The sequence below is a fragment of the Sphaerisporangium fuscum genome, assembly GCF_018531465.1.
Lineage (GTDB): Bacteria > Actinomycetota > Actinomycetes > Streptosporangiales > Streptosporangiaceae > Sphaerisporangium > Sphaerisporangium fuscum.
Genome location: NZ_JAHDTF010000012.1, coordinates 39,369 through 55,677, shown reverse-complemented (window position 1 = coordinate 55,677; position 16,309 = coordinate 39,369). Strand labels below are relative to the sequence as shown.

General features: G+C 68.6%; 15 protein-coding genes and 1 tRNA gene. 8 read left to right on the top strand and 8 right to left on the bottom strand.

Annotated elements, in window-relative coordinates; translation table 11 throughout:
* Positions 1 to 122 precede the first annotated feature (122 nt).
* The 8 genes from dnaN (at position 123) to KIK05_RS15385 (ending at position 10,463) form a co-directional block, all read left to right on the top strand.
* Entirely contained in the window at positions 123 to 1,259 is a 1,137-nt protein-coding gene (gene dnaN, locus KIK05_RS15420; RefSeq protein ID WP_214411397.1) for a DNA polymerase III subunit beta, read from the top strand.
* Between the two features lie 83 nt (positions 1,260 to 1,342).
* On the top strand, positions 1,343 to 2,287 hold the full coding sequence (gene gnd, locus KIK05_RS15415; protein ID WP_214411396.1) for a phosphogluconate dehydrogenase (NAD(+)-dependent, decarboxylating): 945 nt from the start codon (positions 1,343 to 1,345) through the stop codon (positions 2,285 to 2,287).
* A gap of 204 nt (positions 2,288 to 2,491) precedes the next feature.
* Positions 2,492 to 3,868 (top strand): DNA replication/repair protein RecF, encoded by a 1,377-nt coding sequence (locus KIK05_RS15410; RefSeq protein WP_214411395.1) that lies wholly within the window; start codon positions 2,492 to 2,494, stop codon positions 3,866 to 3,868.
* On the top strand, positions 3,858 to 4,418 hold the full coding sequence (locus KIK05_RS15405; RefSeq protein ID WP_308249932.1) for a DciA family protein: 561 nt from the start codon (positions 3,858 to 3,860) through the stop codon (positions 4,416 to 4,418). Before KIK05_RS15410 ends, KIK05_RS15405 begins: the two co-directional genes overlap by 11 nt.
* A gap of 348 nt (positions 4,419 to 4,766) precedes the next feature.
* Positions 4,767 to 6,713, top strand: a complete 1,947-nt coding sequence (gene gyrB, locus KIK05_RS15400) for a DNA topoisomerase (ATP-hydrolyzing) subunit B (RefSeq protein ID WP_214411394.1) — start codon at positions 4,767 to 4,769, stop codon at positions 6,711 to 6,713.
* 43 nt (positions 6,714 to 6,756) lie between these two features.
* Positions 6,757 to 9,267 carry a DNA gyrase subunit A gene (gene gyrA, locus KIK05_RS15395; RefSeq protein WP_214411393.1) on the top strand — a complete coding sequence of 837 codons (2,511 nt, stop codon included), beginning with the start codon at positions 6,757 to 6,759 and terminating at the stop codon, positions 9,265 to 9,267.
* 203 nt (positions 9,268 to 9,470) lie between these two features.
* Positions 9,471 to 10,205 (top strand): DUF3566 domain-containing protein, encoded by a 735-nt coding sequence (locus KIK05_RS15390; protein WP_308249931.1) that lies wholly within the window; start codon positions 9,471 to 9,473, stop codon positions 10,203 to 10,205.
* Between the two features lie 184 nt (positions 10,206 to 10,389).
* Positions 10,390 to 10,463 (top strand) — tRNA-Ile (locus KIK05_RS15385).
* 63 nt (positions 10,464 to 10,526) lie between these two features.
* On the opposite strand, the gene KIK05_RS15380 is transcribed toward KIK05_RS15385, so the two are convergent.
* The 8 genes from KIK05_RS15380 to KIK05_RS15345 all read right to left on the bottom strand — a co-directional run bounded on the left by KIK05_RS15380 (position 10,527) and on the right by KIK05_RS15345 (position 16,263).
* Positions 10,527 to 11,717 (bottom strand): tyrosine-type recombinase/integrase, encoded by a 1,191-nt coding sequence (locus KIK05_RS15380; RefSeq protein WP_214411392.1) that lies wholly within the window; start codon positions 11,715 to 11,717, stop codon positions 10,527 to 10,529.
* Positions 11,717 to 11,911, bottom strand: coding sequence for a helix-turn-helix domain-containing protein (locus KIK05_RS46915; RefSeq protein WP_308249930.1), 195 nt, complete (start codon positions 11,909 to 11,911; stop codon positions 11,717 to 11,719). The genes KIK05_RS15380 and KIK05_RS46915 overlap by 1 nt, the downstream gene beginning before the upstream one ends.
* Positions 11,908 to 13,584: a replication initiator gene (locus KIK05_RS15370; protein WP_372455591.1), complete on the bottom strand. Its 1,677-nt coding sequence runs from the start codon at positions 13,582 to 13,584 to the stop codon at positions 11,908 to 11,910. The genes KIK05_RS46915 and KIK05_RS15370 overlap by 4 nt, the downstream gene beginning before the upstream one ends.
* Complete coding sequence (locus KIK05_RS15365) at positions 13,581 to 13,736, bottom strand: hypothetical protein (protein WP_214411390.1); 156 nt, start codon at positions 13,734 to 13,736, stop codon at positions 13,581 to 13,583. The genes KIK05_RS15370 and KIK05_RS15365 overlap by 4 nt, the downstream gene beginning before the upstream one ends.
* Entirely contained in the window at positions 13,733 to 15,175 is a 1,443-nt protein-coding gene (locus KIK05_RS15360; RefSeq protein ID WP_250562851.1) for an FtsK/SpoIIIE domain-containing protein, read from the bottom strand. Before KIK05_RS15360 ends, KIK05_RS15365 begins: the two co-directional genes overlap by 4 nt.
* Positions 15,176 to 15,248: 73 nt before the next feature.
* Positions 15,249 to 15,572: a hypothetical protein gene (locus tag KIK05_RS15355; RefSeq protein WP_214411389.1), complete on the bottom strand. Its 324-nt coding sequence runs from the start codon at positions 15,570 to 15,572 to the stop codon at positions 15,249 to 15,251.
* On the bottom strand, positions 15,569 to 15,850 hold the full coding sequence (locus tag KIK05_RS15350; RefSeq protein ID WP_214411388.1) for a hypothetical protein: 282 nt from the start codon (positions 15,848 to 15,850) through the stop codon (positions 15,569 to 15,571). The genes KIK05_RS15355 and KIK05_RS15350 overlap by 4 nt, the downstream gene beginning before the upstream one ends.
* Entirely contained in the window at positions 15,850 to 16,263 is a 414-nt protein-coding gene (locus KIK05_RS15345) for a plasmid replication, integration and excision activator (RefSeq protein ID WP_214411387.1), read from the bottom strand. Before KIK05_RS15345 ends, KIK05_RS15350 begins: the two co-directional genes overlap by 1 nt.
* Positions 16,264 to 16,309 lie beyond the last annotated feature (46 nt).

The window sequence follows — 16,309 nt, the reverse complement described above, 5'->3', positions numbered from 1 at the left end:
GACCCATAGAAGGGTTCTGACCGTCCTCCCGTGCGGGAGGGTGAAGACTTGCATCAACGGCAGTCGAGCCGGATGCAGACCGCGACGACGCACAGCGGCAGATCAACAGGAGGCGGATTCCCGTGATGTTCCGGGTCGACCGAGACGTACTCGCAGAGGCGGTCGCGTGGACCGCCCGCAGCCTGCCGGCACGGCCCTCGGTGCCGGTGCTGGCCGGCATGCGTCTGGAGGTCACCGACCAGCAGCAGCTCAAGCTCTCGGGCTTCGACTACGAGGTCTCCGCCGAGGTGACCCTGGAGTTGCAGACCGGCGACCCCGGCCTCGTGCTCGTCTCGGGCCGCCTGCTCGCCGAGATCACCAGGGCGCTCCCCGCACAGCCTGTGGACTTCGTGGTGGAGGGCGCCAAGGCCGTCGTCACGTGCGGCAGTGCCAGGTTCACCCTGTTGACGATGCCCGCCGAGGACTACCCCTCGCTGCCGGTCATGCCGCCGGCGGCGGGCCGCGTCGGCAGCGACATCTTCTCCTCCGCCGTCGCCCAGGTCGCGGTGGCGGCCGGCAAGGATGACACCCTGCCCATGCTCACCGGTGTGCGCATGGAGATCGAGGGCGAGACCGTGACCCTCGCCGCGACCGACCGCTACCGTCTCGCCGTCCGCGAGCTGAAGTGGCAGCCGGACCAGCCCGACTTCTCGGCCATCGCGATGATCCCGGGCCGCACGCTCGCCGACACGGCCAAGTCGCTCACCACCGGCGCCGAGGTCGAGATCGCCCTCAGCTCCACGGGCGGCACCGGCGAGGGCATGATCGGCTTCTCCAGCGCCGGCCGCCGTACCACCACCCGCCTCCTCGACCCCGAGTTCCCCAAGTACCGCTCCCTGCTGCCGACCGAGTTCTCCGCGCACGCCGACATCCCGACCTCGGCGTTCGTGGAGGCGGTCAAGCGCGTGGCGCTGGTCGCCGAGCGCAACACCCCGGTGCGCCTGGCCTTCCACGGTGGCGAGGTCGTGCTGGAGGCGGGCAGCGGCGACGAGGCCCAGGCCGTCGAGGTGCTCCCGGTCGAGTTCGAGGGCGACGAGATCAACATCGCCTTCAACCACCAGTTCCTGCTCGAAGGCCTCGGGGCCCTCGACTCCGACGTGGCCCGCCTGCAGTTCACGACCTCCACCAAGCCCGCCATCCTCACCGGTGGAAAGCCTGTGGACGACGGCCTGACGCCCGACTACCGCTACCTGATCATGCCCATCCGCCTGTCCAGCTAGCCGTCCGGTTTTGAGACGGTGGGGCGGGGTACGGCGCGTCAGATGCGTCGTGGATGATGGAGACCTTCACGAGGGGGGCTGAGATGCAGATCGGCATGGTCGGGCTGGGCAAAATGGGTGGCAACATGGCGGAGCGGCTCCGCCGGGCAGGCCACGACGTGGTCGGGTACGACCGTGATCCCAAGGTCTCCGACGTCGGCAGTCTGGAGGAGCTCGCCGAGCGTCTGCAGGCGCCGCGGGTGGTGTGGGTGATGGTGCCCGCGGGTGGCCCGACCAGGGCGACGATCGACGAGCTCGGCAAGCTGCTCTCGCCCGGCGACATCGTGATCGACGGCGGCAACTCCCACTACCTCGACGACCAGAAGCACGCCGAGCAGCTCGGCGCCAAGAGCGTCGGATTCCTCGACGTGGGCGTCAGCGGCGGCGTGTGGGGTCTCCAGAACGGCTACGCCCTGATGGTCGGCGGCGACGCCGAGCAGGTCCAGAAGCTCATGCCGATCTTCGAGTCGCTCAAGCCCGAGGGCGAGGACGGCTTCGTCCACGCGGGCAAGGTCGGCGCGGGCCACTTCGCCAAGATGGTCCACAACGGCATCGAGTACGGCATCATGCAGGCCTTCGCCGAGGGCTGGGAGCTGCTGGAGGCCACCGAAACCGTCACCGACGTGCCCGGCACGTTCAAGAGCTGGCGCACCGGCACGGTGATCCGTTCGTGGCTGCTCGACCTGCTGGTGCGCGCCCTCGACGAGGACCCCGACCTGTCCGAGCTCAAGGGCTACGCCGAAGACTCCGGCGAGGGCCGGTGGACGGTCCAGGCGGCGATCGACCACGCCGTCCCCCTGCCCGCCATCACCGCGGCGCTGTACGCCCGCTTCGCCTCCCGGCAGGAGGACTCCCCGGCGATGAAGATGGTCGCGGCCCTGCGCAACCAGTTCGGCGGCCACGCGGTCTCCTCGGCCGAGGGCCAGCACGCCAAGGGCGCCGACGCCCCCGGCGCCGACGTCACACCCCCTGTGGAAGCCCAGCGCTGAGTGTGTCGCCGGCCAGGCGCGCCGGCGTCCCCCTGGCGGCTGTGAGGTTCGGCCGTGGTGCGGCCTCACAGCCGCAGCCCCCTGCGTGTGTAGGACGGCCCTGCGCGGCCCTGTAGGGCTCGCAGGGGCGCCGAGAAGATCGCGGCGAGGTTCAGGGTGCGATGCGTGCTGTTGTTGTCCTAGGGGCGCACTAACCTTCGTGGGGTGCATGTCGCCCATCTGTCCCTGACCGACTTCCGGTCCTACTCCGCCGTGGAGCTGGCCCTGGAGCCGGGGGTGACGGCGTTCGTCGGTCCCAACGGCCAGGGCAAGACCAATCTGGTCGAGGCCATCGGTTACGTGGCGACGCTCGGAAGCTTCCGCGTGGCGACCGACGCCCCCCTCGTCCGGCAGGGCGCCACACGGGCGATCGTCCGTTCCATGATCGTTCGCGACGATCGCCGGGCGCTGGTCGAGCTGGAGATCAACCCCGGCCGGGCCAACCGGGCCCGGCTCAACCGCTCCCCCGTCCCCAGGCCCCGCGAGATCCTCGGTCTGCTGCGCACCGTGCTGTTCGCCCCGGAGGACCTCGCGCTCGTCAAGGGCGACCCCGCCGACCGGCGAAGGTTCCTCGACGACCTGCTGGTGGCCCGGGCGCCGCGTTTCGCCGGGGTGCGCGCCGACTACGACCGCGTGCTCAAGCAGCGGGGCGCCCTGCTGCGCAGCGCCATGCAGGCCAGGCCCGGACGGCGGCAGAGCTCGCGCCGACAGGAGGCCGAGGCGGGGTTCGCCGCCGCGGGCGCGGGCGACGCCCTGAGCACGCTTGACGTCTGGGACGCCCACCTCGCCCGCCATGGCGCCGAGCTGCTCGCCGCGCGGCTGGAGCTCGTCGAGGCGCTGCGTCCGCTCGTCGCCGCGGCGTACGCCATGCTGGCCCCTTCCTCGGCCCCGGCGGACATCGAATACCGGGGCACTGTTTCCACAGGGCTGGGGATCCGCCCTGGGGAGGCGGGCCCGATGTCCACAGGCCTCCCGCTCGTGCACAGGGCATCACCAGAAATATCCACAGATCCGGGGGCGCCTGACAGGGCCGGACTCCCGGAACCGCCGAAGATGTCCACAGGCCTGGGGATGTCGTCCGACGAGGACGGCGCGGTCGGCCGCGGGCCGTCCACAGGTCTGGCCCGCCCTGTGGCCGACCGCGCCTTCCTCGAGGAGGCGCTGCGGGCGAGCCTGCTGGAGGTGCGGCAGGCGGAGCTCGAACGCGGCGTGACGCTCGTCGGCCCCCACCGCGACGACCTGCTGCTGCGCCTGGGCGAGCTTCCGGCACGCGGTTACGCCAGCCACGGCGAGTCGTGGTCGTTCGCGCTGGCGCTGCGCCTTGCCGCCTACGACCTGCTCCGGGCCGAGGGCGGTGATCCCGTGCTGATCCTCGACGACGTGTTCGCCGAGCTCGACAGCCGCCGGCGCCGCAGCCTGGCCGACATCGTGGCCCCGGCCGAGCAGGTGCTGATCACCGCGGCCGTCCCCGAAGACGTCCCCCCGCAGCTCGCGGGCGCCCGGTTCGACGTCGCGGAAGGGAGCGTCATCCGTGCCAGGTGAGTTCTCCGGCCGGCCCCCGCAGGAGGTCCCCGGCCCCGTGGCGCCCGGAGGCGTCCAGTCCCCGGAGATGATCGCGGCTCGGGGGGCGGCGCTGGCGCGCGAGAAGCTGGCCCAGGCCAAGGCCGACGCCGCCAAGCGCGGGCAGCTCCCGCGGCGCGAGCCGCGCCGCCGGGCGGCGCTCCGGCGCGACGGCGGCGACCCGCTGCTCTTCGGCCGTGCCATCCGCGACCTGCTCGCCGACCGGGGGTGGGAGCAGCCGGTCGCCGTGGGCGGCGTGTTCGGGCGCTGGCACGAGATCGTGGGACCCGACCTGGCCGCGCACACCAAGCCGGAGACCTTCGCCGACGGCGAGGTCGTGGTCGTGGCCGACTCCACCGCCTGGGCCACCCAGGTGCGTCTGCTGGCGTCCACGCTGGTCAGACGGCTGAACGAAGAGCTCGGCGACGGCACCGTGCAGCGGGTCAAGGTGCGCGGTCCCTTGAACGGCCCCAGGCCGAGGGGTGGCCTGCGCGTGACCGGTAGCCGAGGTCCGCGAGACACCTACGGCTGACGGGGCGGCTCGCGGCGGCGGAACAGCGAGATCAGGAAGGTCGCTCCCCGGGGAAACCGATCAGAATTCGCGTGGACGCCAGCGACCCCCGTCCCTCGTGGGGGGATGCTCGCGAGGGCATTGAACGCCGGACAGGCCATCACAGCCGCCGTCAATGCCACCTGATGCGCTTCTGACCGGTAGAATGAACTCGGATTCCGGACACGTCCGCATGCGAGTCACCCCCGGCTTACGGTGCCGGTACCCCTGGGTGGTCGCATCGAGGCACTCACGACGGTGACGGGCACGGCAGGGGCAGACACTTGACGGTCTGGCCTGCCGCGTGTCCGCGGCAGGAGGATTTCACACTTGTCCTACGACGCTAGCTCAATCACCGTTCTCGAAGGACTTGAGGCGGTTCGTAAGCGCCCAGGCATGTACATCGGCTCGACCGGTGAGCGGGGTCTCCACCATCTCGTCCAGGAGATCGTGGACAACTCGGTCGACGAGGCGCTCGCCGGGTACGCCGACCACATCGAGGTCACCCTTCTCGCCGACAACGGCGTCCGCGTCGTGGACAACGGCCGCGGCATCCCCGTCGGCATCGTGCCGGGCGAGCAGCGCCCGGCCGTCGAGGTCGTCCTCACCGTCCTGCACGCGGGCGGTAAGTTCGACAGCAAGTCCTACGCGGTCTCCGGCGGTCTGCACGGCGTCGGCGCGGCCGTGGTGAACGCCCTGTCCAAGCGCCTCGAGGTCGAGGTCCGCACCGACGGCCACCACTGGCGGCAGTCCTACACCCATGGTGTCCCCGACGCTCCGCTGGAGAAGGGCGAGCCGACCGACGAGACCGGCACCTCGACCACCTTCTGGGCCGACGAGACGATCTTCGAGACGACGACCTGGAACTTCGAGACGCTGTCGCGTCGCTTCCAGGAGATGGCCTTCCTGAACAAGGGCCTGACCATCGTGCTCCGCGACGAGCGCGAGGACCATGTCAACGGCGACGAACCGCACGTGGTCACCTACCACTACGAAGGCGGCATCTCCGACTTCGTCCGGCACATCAACGCGAAGAAGGAGGCGGTCCACAACTCGGTCATCGACTTCGAGTCCGAGGGCGACGGCATCTCCGTCGAGATCGCCATGCAGTGGAACTCCTCCTACACCGAGTCGGTCTACACCTTCGCCAACACGATCAACACGGCGGAGGGCGGCACCCACGAGGAGGGCTTCCGCGCCGCGCTGACGAGCATCGTCAACCGCTACGCGCGCGAGCAGAAGATCCTCAAGGAGGGCAAGGACGACAACCTCACCGGTGAGGACATCCGTGAGGGCCTGACCGCGATCATCTCGGTGAAGCTGGCGGACCCGCAGTTCGAGGGGCAGACCAAGACCAAGCTCGGCAACACCGAGGCCAAGTCGTTCGTCCAGAAGGCCTGCAACGACTTCCTGCGCGACTGGTTCGAGCGCAACCCGGGCGAGGCCAAAGAGATCCTCAACAAGTCGCTGCAGGCCTCCCGCGCCCGCATCGCCGCGCGCCAGGCCCGCGACCTCACCCGCCGCAAGTCGCTGCTGGAGGCCGGTTCGGGCCTGCCGGGCAAGCTGGCCGATTGCCAGTGGACCGAGCCCGAGAAGTGCGAGCTCTACATCGTCGAGGGTGACTCGGCGGGCGGCTCGGCCAAGGGCGGGCGCGACCCCAAGTTCCAGGCGATCCTCCCGATCCGCGGCAAGATCCTCAACGTCGAGAAGGCCCGCATCGACCGGGTGCTGAAGAACAACGAGGTCCAGGCGCTGATCACCGCGCTCGGCACGGGTGTGCACGCCGAGTTCGACATCGAGAAGCTGCGCTACCACAAGCTGATCCTGATGGCCGACGCCGACGTCGACGGTCAGCACATCACCACGCTGCTGCTGACGCTGCTGTTCCGCTTCATGCGGCCGCTGATCGAGGCCGGGCACGTCTACCTCTCGCAGCCTCCGCTCTACAAGATCAAGTGGGACCGCAAGGGCGAGGACGCCAGCTACGCCTACTCCGACCGGGAGCGCGACGCCGTCATCCAGGCCGGCATCGAGCAGGGCAAGCGCGACCCGCGCCTGCACGACGGCGTCCAGCGGTTCAAGGGTCTGGGCGAGATGAACGCCGCCCAGCTGTGGGACACCACGATGAACCCGGCCACCCGGGTTCTCCTCCAGGTCACCCTCGACGACGCCGCCCAGGCCGACGAGATGTTCACCGTGCTCATGGGTGAGGACGTCGAGGCCCGCAGGTCGTTCATCATCAGAAACGCACGGGATGTCCGCTTCCTGGACGTGTAGCGGTAGCCGTACAGCCTGATCTTCGAAAAAGGACATTTCACCCGTGACCGAAGTCAACATCCCACCGGGCACCCCCGCCGACCGCATCGAACCGGTCGACATCCAGTCCGAGATGCAGCGCAGCTACATGGACTACGCGATGTCGGTCATCGTGTCGCGCGCGCTGCCCGACGTGCGCGACGGCCTCAAGCCCGTGCACCGGCGCGTCCTGTACGCCATGTACGACGGCGGGTACCGCCCCGACCGCGGCTACTTCAAGTGCTCCCGCGTCGTCGGTGACGTGATGGGTTCCTACCACCCGCACGGCGACGCGTCGATCTACGACACGGTGGTGCGTCTCGCGCAGCCGTGGGCGCTGCGCTACACGCTGGTCGACGGCCAGGGCAACTTCGGCTCGCCCGGCAACGACCCGGCCGCCGCCATGCGGTACACCGAGTGCCGTCTCGCGCCGATCGCCATGGAGATGATCCGTGACATCGACAAGGAGACGGTCGACTTCCAGCCCAACTACGACGGCCGCTCCCAGGAGCCCGTCGTCCTGCCGTCGCGGTTCCCGAACCTCCTGGTCAACGGATCCGCCGGCATCGCGGTCGGCATGGCGACCAACATCCCGCCGCACAACCTGCGCGAAGTGATCTCCGGTGTCCGCTGGGCCCTTGAGAACCCCGAGGCCACCGACGAAGAGCTCCTCGAAGGCCTGATCGCCCGCATCAAGGGCCCCGACTTCCCCACCGGCGCCCTGATCGTCGGCCGCCGGGGGATCGACGACGCGTACCGCACCGGGCGCGGCTCGATCACCATGCGGGCCGTCGTCGAGGTCGAGGAGGACGCCAAGGGCCGGCAGTGCCTGGTCGTCACCGAGCTGCCGTACCAGGTCAACCCCGACAACCTGGCGCTGACCATCGCCGAGCTGGTGAAGGACGGCAAGGTCACCGGCATCGCCGACGTGCGCGACGAGACCTCCTCGCGCACCGGCCAGCGCCTGGTGATCGTGCTCAAGCGCGACGCCGTCGCCAAGGTCGTGCTGAACAACCTCTACAAGCACACCCAGCTGCAGACGACGTTCGGCGCCAACATGCTCGCCCTGGTCGACGGCGTGCCGCGCACGCTCCGTCTCGACCAGTTCGTCAAGCACTACATCATCCACCAGGTCGAGGTCGTCGTCCGCCGCACGCGCTACCTGCTGCGCAAGGCCGAGGAGCGCGCCCACATCCTGCGCGGCCTGCTCAAGGCCCTGGAGCGGCTCGACGACGTGATCGCGCTGATCCGCAGGTCGCCCTCGGCGGCGCAGGCCTCCGTCGGCCTGATGGAGCTGCTCGAGATCGACGAGATCCAGGCGCAGGCCATCCTCGACATGCAGCTGCGCAAGCTCGCCGCCCTCGAACGCCAGCAGATCACCGACGAGTACGACGCGCTGATGACGCAGATCGCCGACTACCAGGAGATCCTGGCGTCCGAGCCCCGCCAGCGGCAGATCGTCTCCGACGAGCTCAACGAGATCGTCAACAAGTACGGCGACGACCGCAAGACCGAGATCATCGCCTACGACGGCGACATGTCCATCGAGGACCTCATCGCCGAAGAGGACATGGTCGTCACGATCACCCGGGGCGGCTACGCCAAGCGCACCAAGACCGATCTCTACCGTGCCCAGAAGCGCGGCGGCAAGGGCGTCCGGGGCGCGCAACTGCGCCAGGACGACATCGTCGAGCACTTCTTCGTCACGACGACCCACCACTGGCTGCTGTTCTTCACCAACAAGGGCCGCGTCTACCGCATCAAGGCCTACGAGCTGCCCGACGCCGGTCGCGACGCGCGGGGCCAGCACCTGGCCAACCTCCTGGCGATGCAGCCCGACGAGCACGTCATGGAGGTCCTCGACCTTCGCGACTACGGCGTCTCGCCCTACCTCGTGCTGGCCACCCGCAGCGGCCTGGTGAAGAAGACCCGGCTCTCGGAGTACGACTCCCCGAGGTCCGGCGGCCTGATCGCCATCAACCTCCGCGAGGACGACGAGGTGATCGCGGCCCGGCTCGTCTCCGAGAACGACGACCTCCTGCTGGTCTCCCGCGGCGCCAAGTCGATCCGCTTCACCGCCTCCGACGACACGTTGCGGCCGATGGGCCGCGCGACCAGCGGTGTCATCGGCATGAGGTTCCTCGACGGCGACGAACTGCTGGCGATGAACGTGATCAGCGACGGCGAAGACGTGCTTATCGCCACAGAAGGCGGGTATGCGAAGCGGACTCCTGCCGACCAATATCCGGTACAGGGTAGAGGCGGGCAGGGTGTACTGACTGCGAAGATTGTCAGTGCCCGTGGCAAGCTGGTCGGTGCAGTCATGGTGAGTCCCGAGGACGAGGTGTTCGCTATCACCTCGGCCGGCGGGGTCATCCGGACCAGCGCGGGCGAGATCAAGCAGTCCGGCCGCCAGACCATGGGAGTGCGCCTGATGAACCTCTCAGAGGGAGACAGCGTTGTAGCCCTCGCCCGCAATGCCGAATCACTCGACAGCGAGGACAACGGGGACAACGGGGGAGATGACGACGAATGAGTCCTCAGGCCAGCTCCGGCGGTGCCGCGAAACCACCCGGTACCTCGGCGAACCGCAAGCGCCCGACCGCCGGCAAGGGGGCACGTCCGGCGTCCTCGGTGAACTCCTCCACCCGTAACCAGGTGACGGAGAGCGTTAACACCTCGGAAAACCCGGGCAAGGCGCGTTCTTCGCGGGACCAGAGTGATGACAGAGTTGTCATCGTGTCCACTGAAGATGGTTCGGCGGCCCCTGCGGGAGACGGCGAGAGCGGAGACGCGACCCTGCGCATCCGCTCGTCCGGCGTGCCCGACAAGTCCTGGTCGCCCTCTGACGGTCAGGGCGGAGGCCCGGCCAGGGCGGCGAAGCCGTCCGCCGCGACTCCGCCGCCCGCGTCCGCGTCGCAGGCGAACGCTCCGAGGCCCGGCGGTCCGGGCACGGCGCCGAAGCCCGGTCCTGGTGGCCCGCGCCCGGCGTCCTCACCCGCTGCCGGCGCATCTCAGGGCGCCCTGGGCGGGCTGGCCTCGCCGGAGCCGGTAGCCGGACGTTCCGGGCAGCGTGACAAGCCGGCCGCGGCCAAGGCACCGCGCAAGGCCCACCTCGTGCTCCGCAGGGTCGAGCCGTGGTCGGCGATGAAGTTCAGCTTCGTCGTCTCACTGGTCTGCTTCGTCGTGCTCTTCGTGGCGGTCGCCGTCCTGTACGGCGTGCTGTCCGCGCTCGGCGTCTTCGACTCCATCGTGAACACCGTGACGCAGCTCACCGTGCCCGACGGCAAGACCACCAGCGGCCTCGACATCAAGTCGTGGTTCGAGCCCGTGCGCATCCTCGGCTACACCGCCCTGCTGGGCGCGGTGAACGTCGTACTGATCACGGCGCTGTCCACGCTGGGCGCGGTCATCTACAACGTCGCCTCCGACCTGGTGGGCGGCGTCGAGGTGACCTTCAGCGAGGCCGAGTAACACCGGAGACGCCGTTGAGGGCCGTCCACAGCCCTCAACGGCATCCCGCGCCGTTGATCGCACGACGATAACGAGTGCGTCCGGTTGGCGCGGGCATGCCCAGAGCACGGTAAGCTTTTCCCTGTCAGAGAGACGGTTCGCCTCAGCGCCAGAGAGGCGATAAAGTTCTCTGGCACGCACGAGCGGGGCTATAGCTCAGACGGTTAGAGCGCTTCCCTGATAAGGAAGAGGTCCCAGGTTCAAGTCCTGGTAGCCCCACCCAGCTAAAGGCCCTATTCCGATCACGGAATAGGGCCTTTGACGGCAACGGGGACGGCAACGTCACCTGATTCCGTCTCCGAACAGCTCTCCCGAGATCTTGCCGATCGCTTCTCTGTGACTGTCCTGGTCGCCGTGCGTGTAGATCTCCATCGTCACCGAGATCCGCGCGTGCCCCAAGATCTCTTTCGCATCGCGGGGGGAGACCTTCAGATTCTTGAGCAGCGTCCCCGTCGTGTGCCGGAGGTCGTGCAGCCTGATCCGGCGCAGGCCCTGACCATCGATCAGCCGTTCAAAGGCCCGGCCGAGGTTACGTGGCTCGATCGGGCCACCGGTCCGTGAGGTGAACACCAGCCCGCTTTCCTGCCAGTCCTCGCCAGCCTTGCGCTTGGCGTTCGCCTGGAGCGCGGCGTGTTCGATCAGCGCATCTCGGACGAATGGCACCAGCGGCAGAGTCCGGCGTCCGGCGTTGGTCTTCACGGGCACCCGGACGAGCTTCCCCTTGATCCGCTGGATCTGCCAGGCGATCCGGATCGTGTTCTCGTCCAGGTCCACGTCATCCCAGCCGATGCCGAGCACTTCGCCACGGCGCAGGCCGTACAGGAGGAGGAAGACGAACGGCAGGTAGTACGGCAAGGGCTTAGCGAGCGAGAGAAACCGCCGCGCCTCCTCCGCCGACCACGGCCGGTTGGTCGAGGGGGCCTCAGACGGCAGGGTGACCAGGCGAGCCGGATTCGTGGGGATCAGCTCCTCACGCATGGCCCGAGTCAGGGCGGCACTCAGGGTGACCTTCATGGCGTAGACCGTGGCGACCGAGTGCCCCGCGCTGAGTTGCCGATTCAAGTAGGTCTGTATGGTCGTGACGCGCAGCCGGTCGAGGCGTTGCTTGCCGAGACCAGGCTTGAGGTAGAGCCGGACCATGGTCTCGTACTTGGCATAAGTGGTCGCGCGCAGCCGCAGAGGAGCGACGTGTTCCAGCCAATAGTCCAGGTACTCCCCCAGCTTCCACGGACGATCCGACACGGGCATCCCGCGCCGAGATCGGTCTTGCAGCTCGACGAGCTTGCCGTGCACCTCCTCACGAGTCTTGCCGTACTTGCGGACCCGCTTGTATGTGCCGTCTGAGGCCAACACGAAGGCAGCGCCCTCCCACCGGCCGTCTTTGCGCTGATAGATCGTGCCCTCACCGTTGGCCCGCTTGCTCGCCCGCTTGCGCCGGGGGTCTTCCGCCACGCCGGACGTCGTCTTTGCCATTACGCCGCTTCCTCTCTGAGATGGCACACAAAGTCATCCAGGGCCGCCACGGGCACCCGCCGGCTACGGCCGACCGTCACCGACTCCAGTTCTCCGGACCGGATCAGGTTGTAGACCTGCCAGCGGCTCAGCCCGAGGAGTGCCATCACTTCCGGCACCTTGAGAAGCCGCCGTTCCAGGGGAGCCACGTTCACGCCGCCTCCTGCATTGCCGAAAGTTCTTCGATGGGGTGCCCGTCTGCTCGGGCTTGGGCTTGTTTGAGTGCCGCCCGCCATTGGTGGCGTTTGCCCAGCTCATCCAGGAGCCGCTTGGCCCGAGGGGGTACGCCGCGATCGGTTGAGGTGACCGGTCGCCAGATGTACCGGTAGGGGTCGACGGGTTCGGCCTGGTCGTTGGTTGCCGAAAGGCCGAGTTGTTCCAGGACCCAGGCCCGGCGGTCTTGCTTGTGTTCGGCGAGGGTCTTGCCGGACCACTTGCGGGAGACCAGGACGCGGCGTCCGGCGTAACCGAGGTGTTCGGGCTTGTGCGCCTTGCCCCGGCACGCCCCGGGCCGCATGCCCGGCTTGGCGCCCTTGGGCTGGATGCCGTAGCGCAGCCAGTTCGGGCAGGTCGGCGCACAGGGCTCGTAGCGGAGTACGTTCATGAGCCGTTCCAGGTGCGCTCGCTGGGCGTCGTTGGTGGCCTGGTAGCAGTCGGAGAGTGATTTGGTGAGGTACTTGGTCAGGTAGTAGAGCCCTTTGTCGGTGCCGGGGGATCCGGCGAAGACGCCCTGGATGTCGATCTGGGGGCCGAGGCGGACCACGTGCAGGGGTTCGGCGTCCTGGTCGGCGTCGAGCAGGTCGAGGGCTTGTTCCCAGGTGGGGAGGACTTCGCCGGTTTCGGGGTCGAGGTAGTCGCCGGCCTGCCCGTCCTCCCGCTCGTCGGCGTTCTCGTCGCCGACCCACACGGGCAGGTGCTCGCCCTCGAACCGGACTTCATCACACGACGGCCACCACACCTGGTGATAGGTCGCAGCCGCAACGGCTCGCACGTCCGCTTTGGGCATCGTCCCCCGCACGGCCATGTGCAGGTGAGGAGCCAGCCGCTTTTGAGGCTCCACGGTGGCGAAGTACTGCACGTCGTATCCGGCGACGCGGCGGAGGTTCTGCACGAACCGGTCGACCAGCTTGGGGAAGTGGATCGCGTCGCGGGCGGCGCGAACGTAGTCGTAGGTCGCGGGGTCGACGGGGGTGCCGTCGTGGCGGACCTTGCCGTAGGTGTCGCAGGTGAGGGTGATGAACAGCGACGGCCGGTACACCGTGCCGTCCGGGGCGGTGTAGGTGCGTCCAACGGTGCGGTTCTCCCGCTGCCGCTTGGGAAGGTCGGGCGCGTCCTGGCGGCGACGAGTCGAGCGGACCCGGCGAGGCTTGCTTTCACCGGGCAGGACGCTGCCCCGTACCCCGGACTCGGCGAGCTGGTTTTCCAGGTCGGTGATGACCTCGTCCCACACGGCCAGGTCCCCGCCGGCCTGCTCGGCCAGTTCCCGGAGTTCTTCGGCGTCGGCGCGTTCTTCGACGAGCCAGAGCTGACGGTCGGTGGGCTGGTCGCGTTCGGCGACGGGTTCGTCTTCCAGGTGCCAGCCCTCGCGGGCTTGGGCCTTGCGGAGCTGCACGGCCCGTTTGGCGCACGGCTCGCACTTGGCTTCGAGAGTGGCGCCGCAGGGGACGTTGACGTATTCGGCCTTGCCGGTGGCGGTGTCGATGCGCTTGAGCACCACGGGGCGGAGACAGACCCCGTTGGCCTTGCACGCCTCTTCGATCACGTCCATGGCCAGCGGCATTGCGGCTCGTACGGCGCGGGGGATGTTGCGGTCGTTGGGGTTGGTCACGCGGCCTCACCCTCGTCGACGGCCGGGAGGGTGAGTGCGATCTGGTGGCATTCGCGGCACTCGACCAGGCCCCGCACCGGATCCAGCCACAGCACATCCAGGCACCGGCACACCTCGCACCGCAGGCCGTCGAGCAGGTGAACCAGGCTCATCGGGCATCACCCGTCTCGGCGTACTCGGCGACCATGGCGCGGATGTCGGCGTCGGAGACGTAGGCCGCGCGGACGCGCACCGGTTCGGGGGAGGCTTCCAACCGCACATATCCCACCCCCGCGCCCGTTGCCGGGTCCGAGGAGATCTGATCGGCCAACGCTCCCCGATCGCGTGCCCCGTCGCCGAGCACGAGATCCACCTGAGGCGACTCATCCAGCCGCAGAGCGACCTTGTCCGGGAACAGGTTGCGGATGGTCAGGACCTCCTTGCGCGGGTCTTGAAGCGCCGCCAGGACCCCGACGCCGACCGCCCGGCCCTGAGTCGTCAATGTCGCCAGCGCGGACGTGATGCGCTCCCTGAGCTTTCGGTCGGGTTGGTAGGCGGTAAGGAACGCCACCTCATCCACGATCAGCAGGACGAACGGATCCTCGACCGTTGGGACGTGGTTGCGCTGGACGCCCGCGAACCGTGCCGCCCGCTCCTGCATGACCTTCACGGCCGCTTCGAGGAGCTCGGCGCAGGCTTCGGGGGTGGCGGCGTACCGGTTGAACAGGTCGCGGCCGTAGGACAGCTCCATGAGCTTGGGGTCAAGCGCCCAGATCTCCACCACCCGTGCTCGCTTGGCGGGGAGTAAGCCGCGGATTGTCGACCACAGCCACGAGCCCTTGCCGGACCCTGTGGCGCCGGCCACCAGCACGTGAGTGCCGTGCAGTTTGAGCAGGTAGGCCGAGCCGTCCTCGCGCAGGCCGATCGGCACCTCCGACACGCGGACATCGCCCCACATGGGCAGCGCGGATATCGGGGTGGCGAGCAGATCACGCCGAGGAAAGAGCAGGGTTACGCGGCCGGGCTTGTCGAGCTGGACGCGGCATTCGATCCCGCTGAAGCCATGTGCGAGGTTGTCGGCCCGCTCCTGCCACTCGGCGACCGACTGGCCGGACAGCATCTTGACCCGCACGACGTCGGCGGTATCGGTGCAGGTGACTTTGACCAGGCGGGGCAGGTATTCGCGGCCGCCGAGGTGTTTGGCCAGGCCGGATACGACCATGACCGGTTGCCAGTGGCGCCGGTAGATCCACATCCACCGCCACCAGGCGCGAAGCCGTAACCCGACGCAGACGTTGAAGGACCACGGATCAGTCAGCCGCCACGCCACCAATCCCGAGACGGTAGCGACGAAGAGCACCAGGGCGAGACGCCAGCCGACCGTCACGGCCAGGGCAACCGGGGCGGCGACGGTCAGGCAGGCGATCGGGTGCCGCCACACCATCTTGACCAGGCCCGCGATGGCGCGGAACAGCATCGCGAGGATCGTGAAGATGGCTGGGGTGTTGACCACCACGGGGCGGAAGACGAGGGAGTCGGGGACGGTGGAGACGATGTCGCGGGTGTAGTCCCCGGGGAGTTTGCGCAGCATAAACTGAACGCCTCTTCTCATCACATGCGGTGTAGGGAGAGATCCGGGGGCCGCCGGAAGTTGCCGCTTCCAGCGGCCCCGCTCGAAAATCCGGTCAGGCAGCCTTGCCGGGCGTCGCCTGCTCGGAGGAACCGCCGGCGACCCGCTCGTCGCGCAGCCGCTCGCAGCCGGCCAGGAAGGCCGCCGCAGCGTCGACCAGCTCACGGGCGAACTTCACCTGGACGTCGGTCACCGTCGTGTCGCGGGTCAACCCGATGCTGATCTGAGAGTCGGCGAAGTCGATACCGATGAAGGCCGCCGGAGTGTCCCGAGACGGGAAGTAGCGGACCATGGCGGTCTCGTCGGGGTAGATGCTTACCCCCACCCGAGGCGATTCGCCCGGTTCCATCCTGATCGTGGTGTAGCTGTAGCCGCTCACGCCCTGCTCTCCTCTCGCCTGGTCTTGCGGGTGTTCTGGATGTGGTGCAGCCGTTCGACCTCCTCGGCGAAGGCCCGCGCCTGCTCGGCCAGCTCACGGGCGAACAGCAGCGAGGCGTAGTCGACCCGGTTGGCGTGCAAGGTGACCTTGACGATCGAGTTACCGGCCGACACCTCGAAGATCGGCGTGCGGTGCGGGTAGACGAAGCACGCCGACCGGCCCCGACCGTCCACGTGTAACGCGGTGGTCTGCCAGGATCCGTTGACCCGCCCGCCCATCACGCCGCGTCCTTGGCGCTCGCGGCGGGCTTGGAGACCGAAGCGCCAGCCCGAGGTGCCCGCATGTCGCGCGCCCTAACCGAGTAGGCGATCCGCTGCCCGTTCAGCCACGGCGTGACGGTGAGGCCGTCGAACTCGACCGGGATGAACGGCAGGCCCTGAAGCGGCGCCGGAGGAACCGGCTGAACCGCCGAACTGACCTTGATCTTCACCATCTTCTCGCGGGCCTCGGGGTCACAGTCCACCACCGTGACCTGCCAGACGAAGTCACCGGTGTCCTTGTCCCGCGCCCACACCGGCTTACTCGCCGTCGACGCCTCGAAGTCCTTGACCTGCTCGACCTCACCCACCATGTAGCAGCCGTGCGGGAACATCTCGCCGAAGTCCACGCGGAACGCGCGAGGGATTGACATCTTCACTCTCCCGTCCACCCCCCTAGACAGCTACGGCGCCTTCGCC

What these genes read in the sequence shown, in the direction of transcription:
- gnd (WP_214411396.1), top strand. Translation starts at nt 1,343, where the DNA reads ATGCAGATCGGCATGGTCGGGCTGGGCAAAATGGGTGGCAACATGGCG.
- KIK05_RS15360 (WP_250562851.1), bottom strand. Translation starts at nt 15,175, where the DNA reads ATGAGAAGAGGCGTTCAGTTTATGCTGCGCAAACTCCCCGGGGACTAC.
- KIK05_RS15380 (WP_214411392.1), bottom strand. Translation starts at nt 11,717, where the DNA reads ATGGCAAAGACGACGTCCGGCGTGGCGGAAGACCCCCGGCGCAAGCGG.
- KIK05_RS15365 (WP_214411390.1), bottom strand. Translation starts at nt 13,736, where the DNA reads ATGAGCCTGGTTCACCTGCTCGACGGCCTGCGGTGCGAGGTGTGCCGG.
- KIK05_RS15350 (WP_214411388.1), bottom strand. Translation starts at nt 15,850, where the DNA reads ATGGGCGGGCGGGTCAACGGATCCTGGCAGACCACCGCGTTACACGTG.
- KIK05_RS15345 (WP_214411387.1), bottom strand. Translation starts at nt 16,263, where the DNA reads ATGTCAATCCCTCGCGCGTTCCGCGTGGACTTCGGCGAGATGTTCCCG.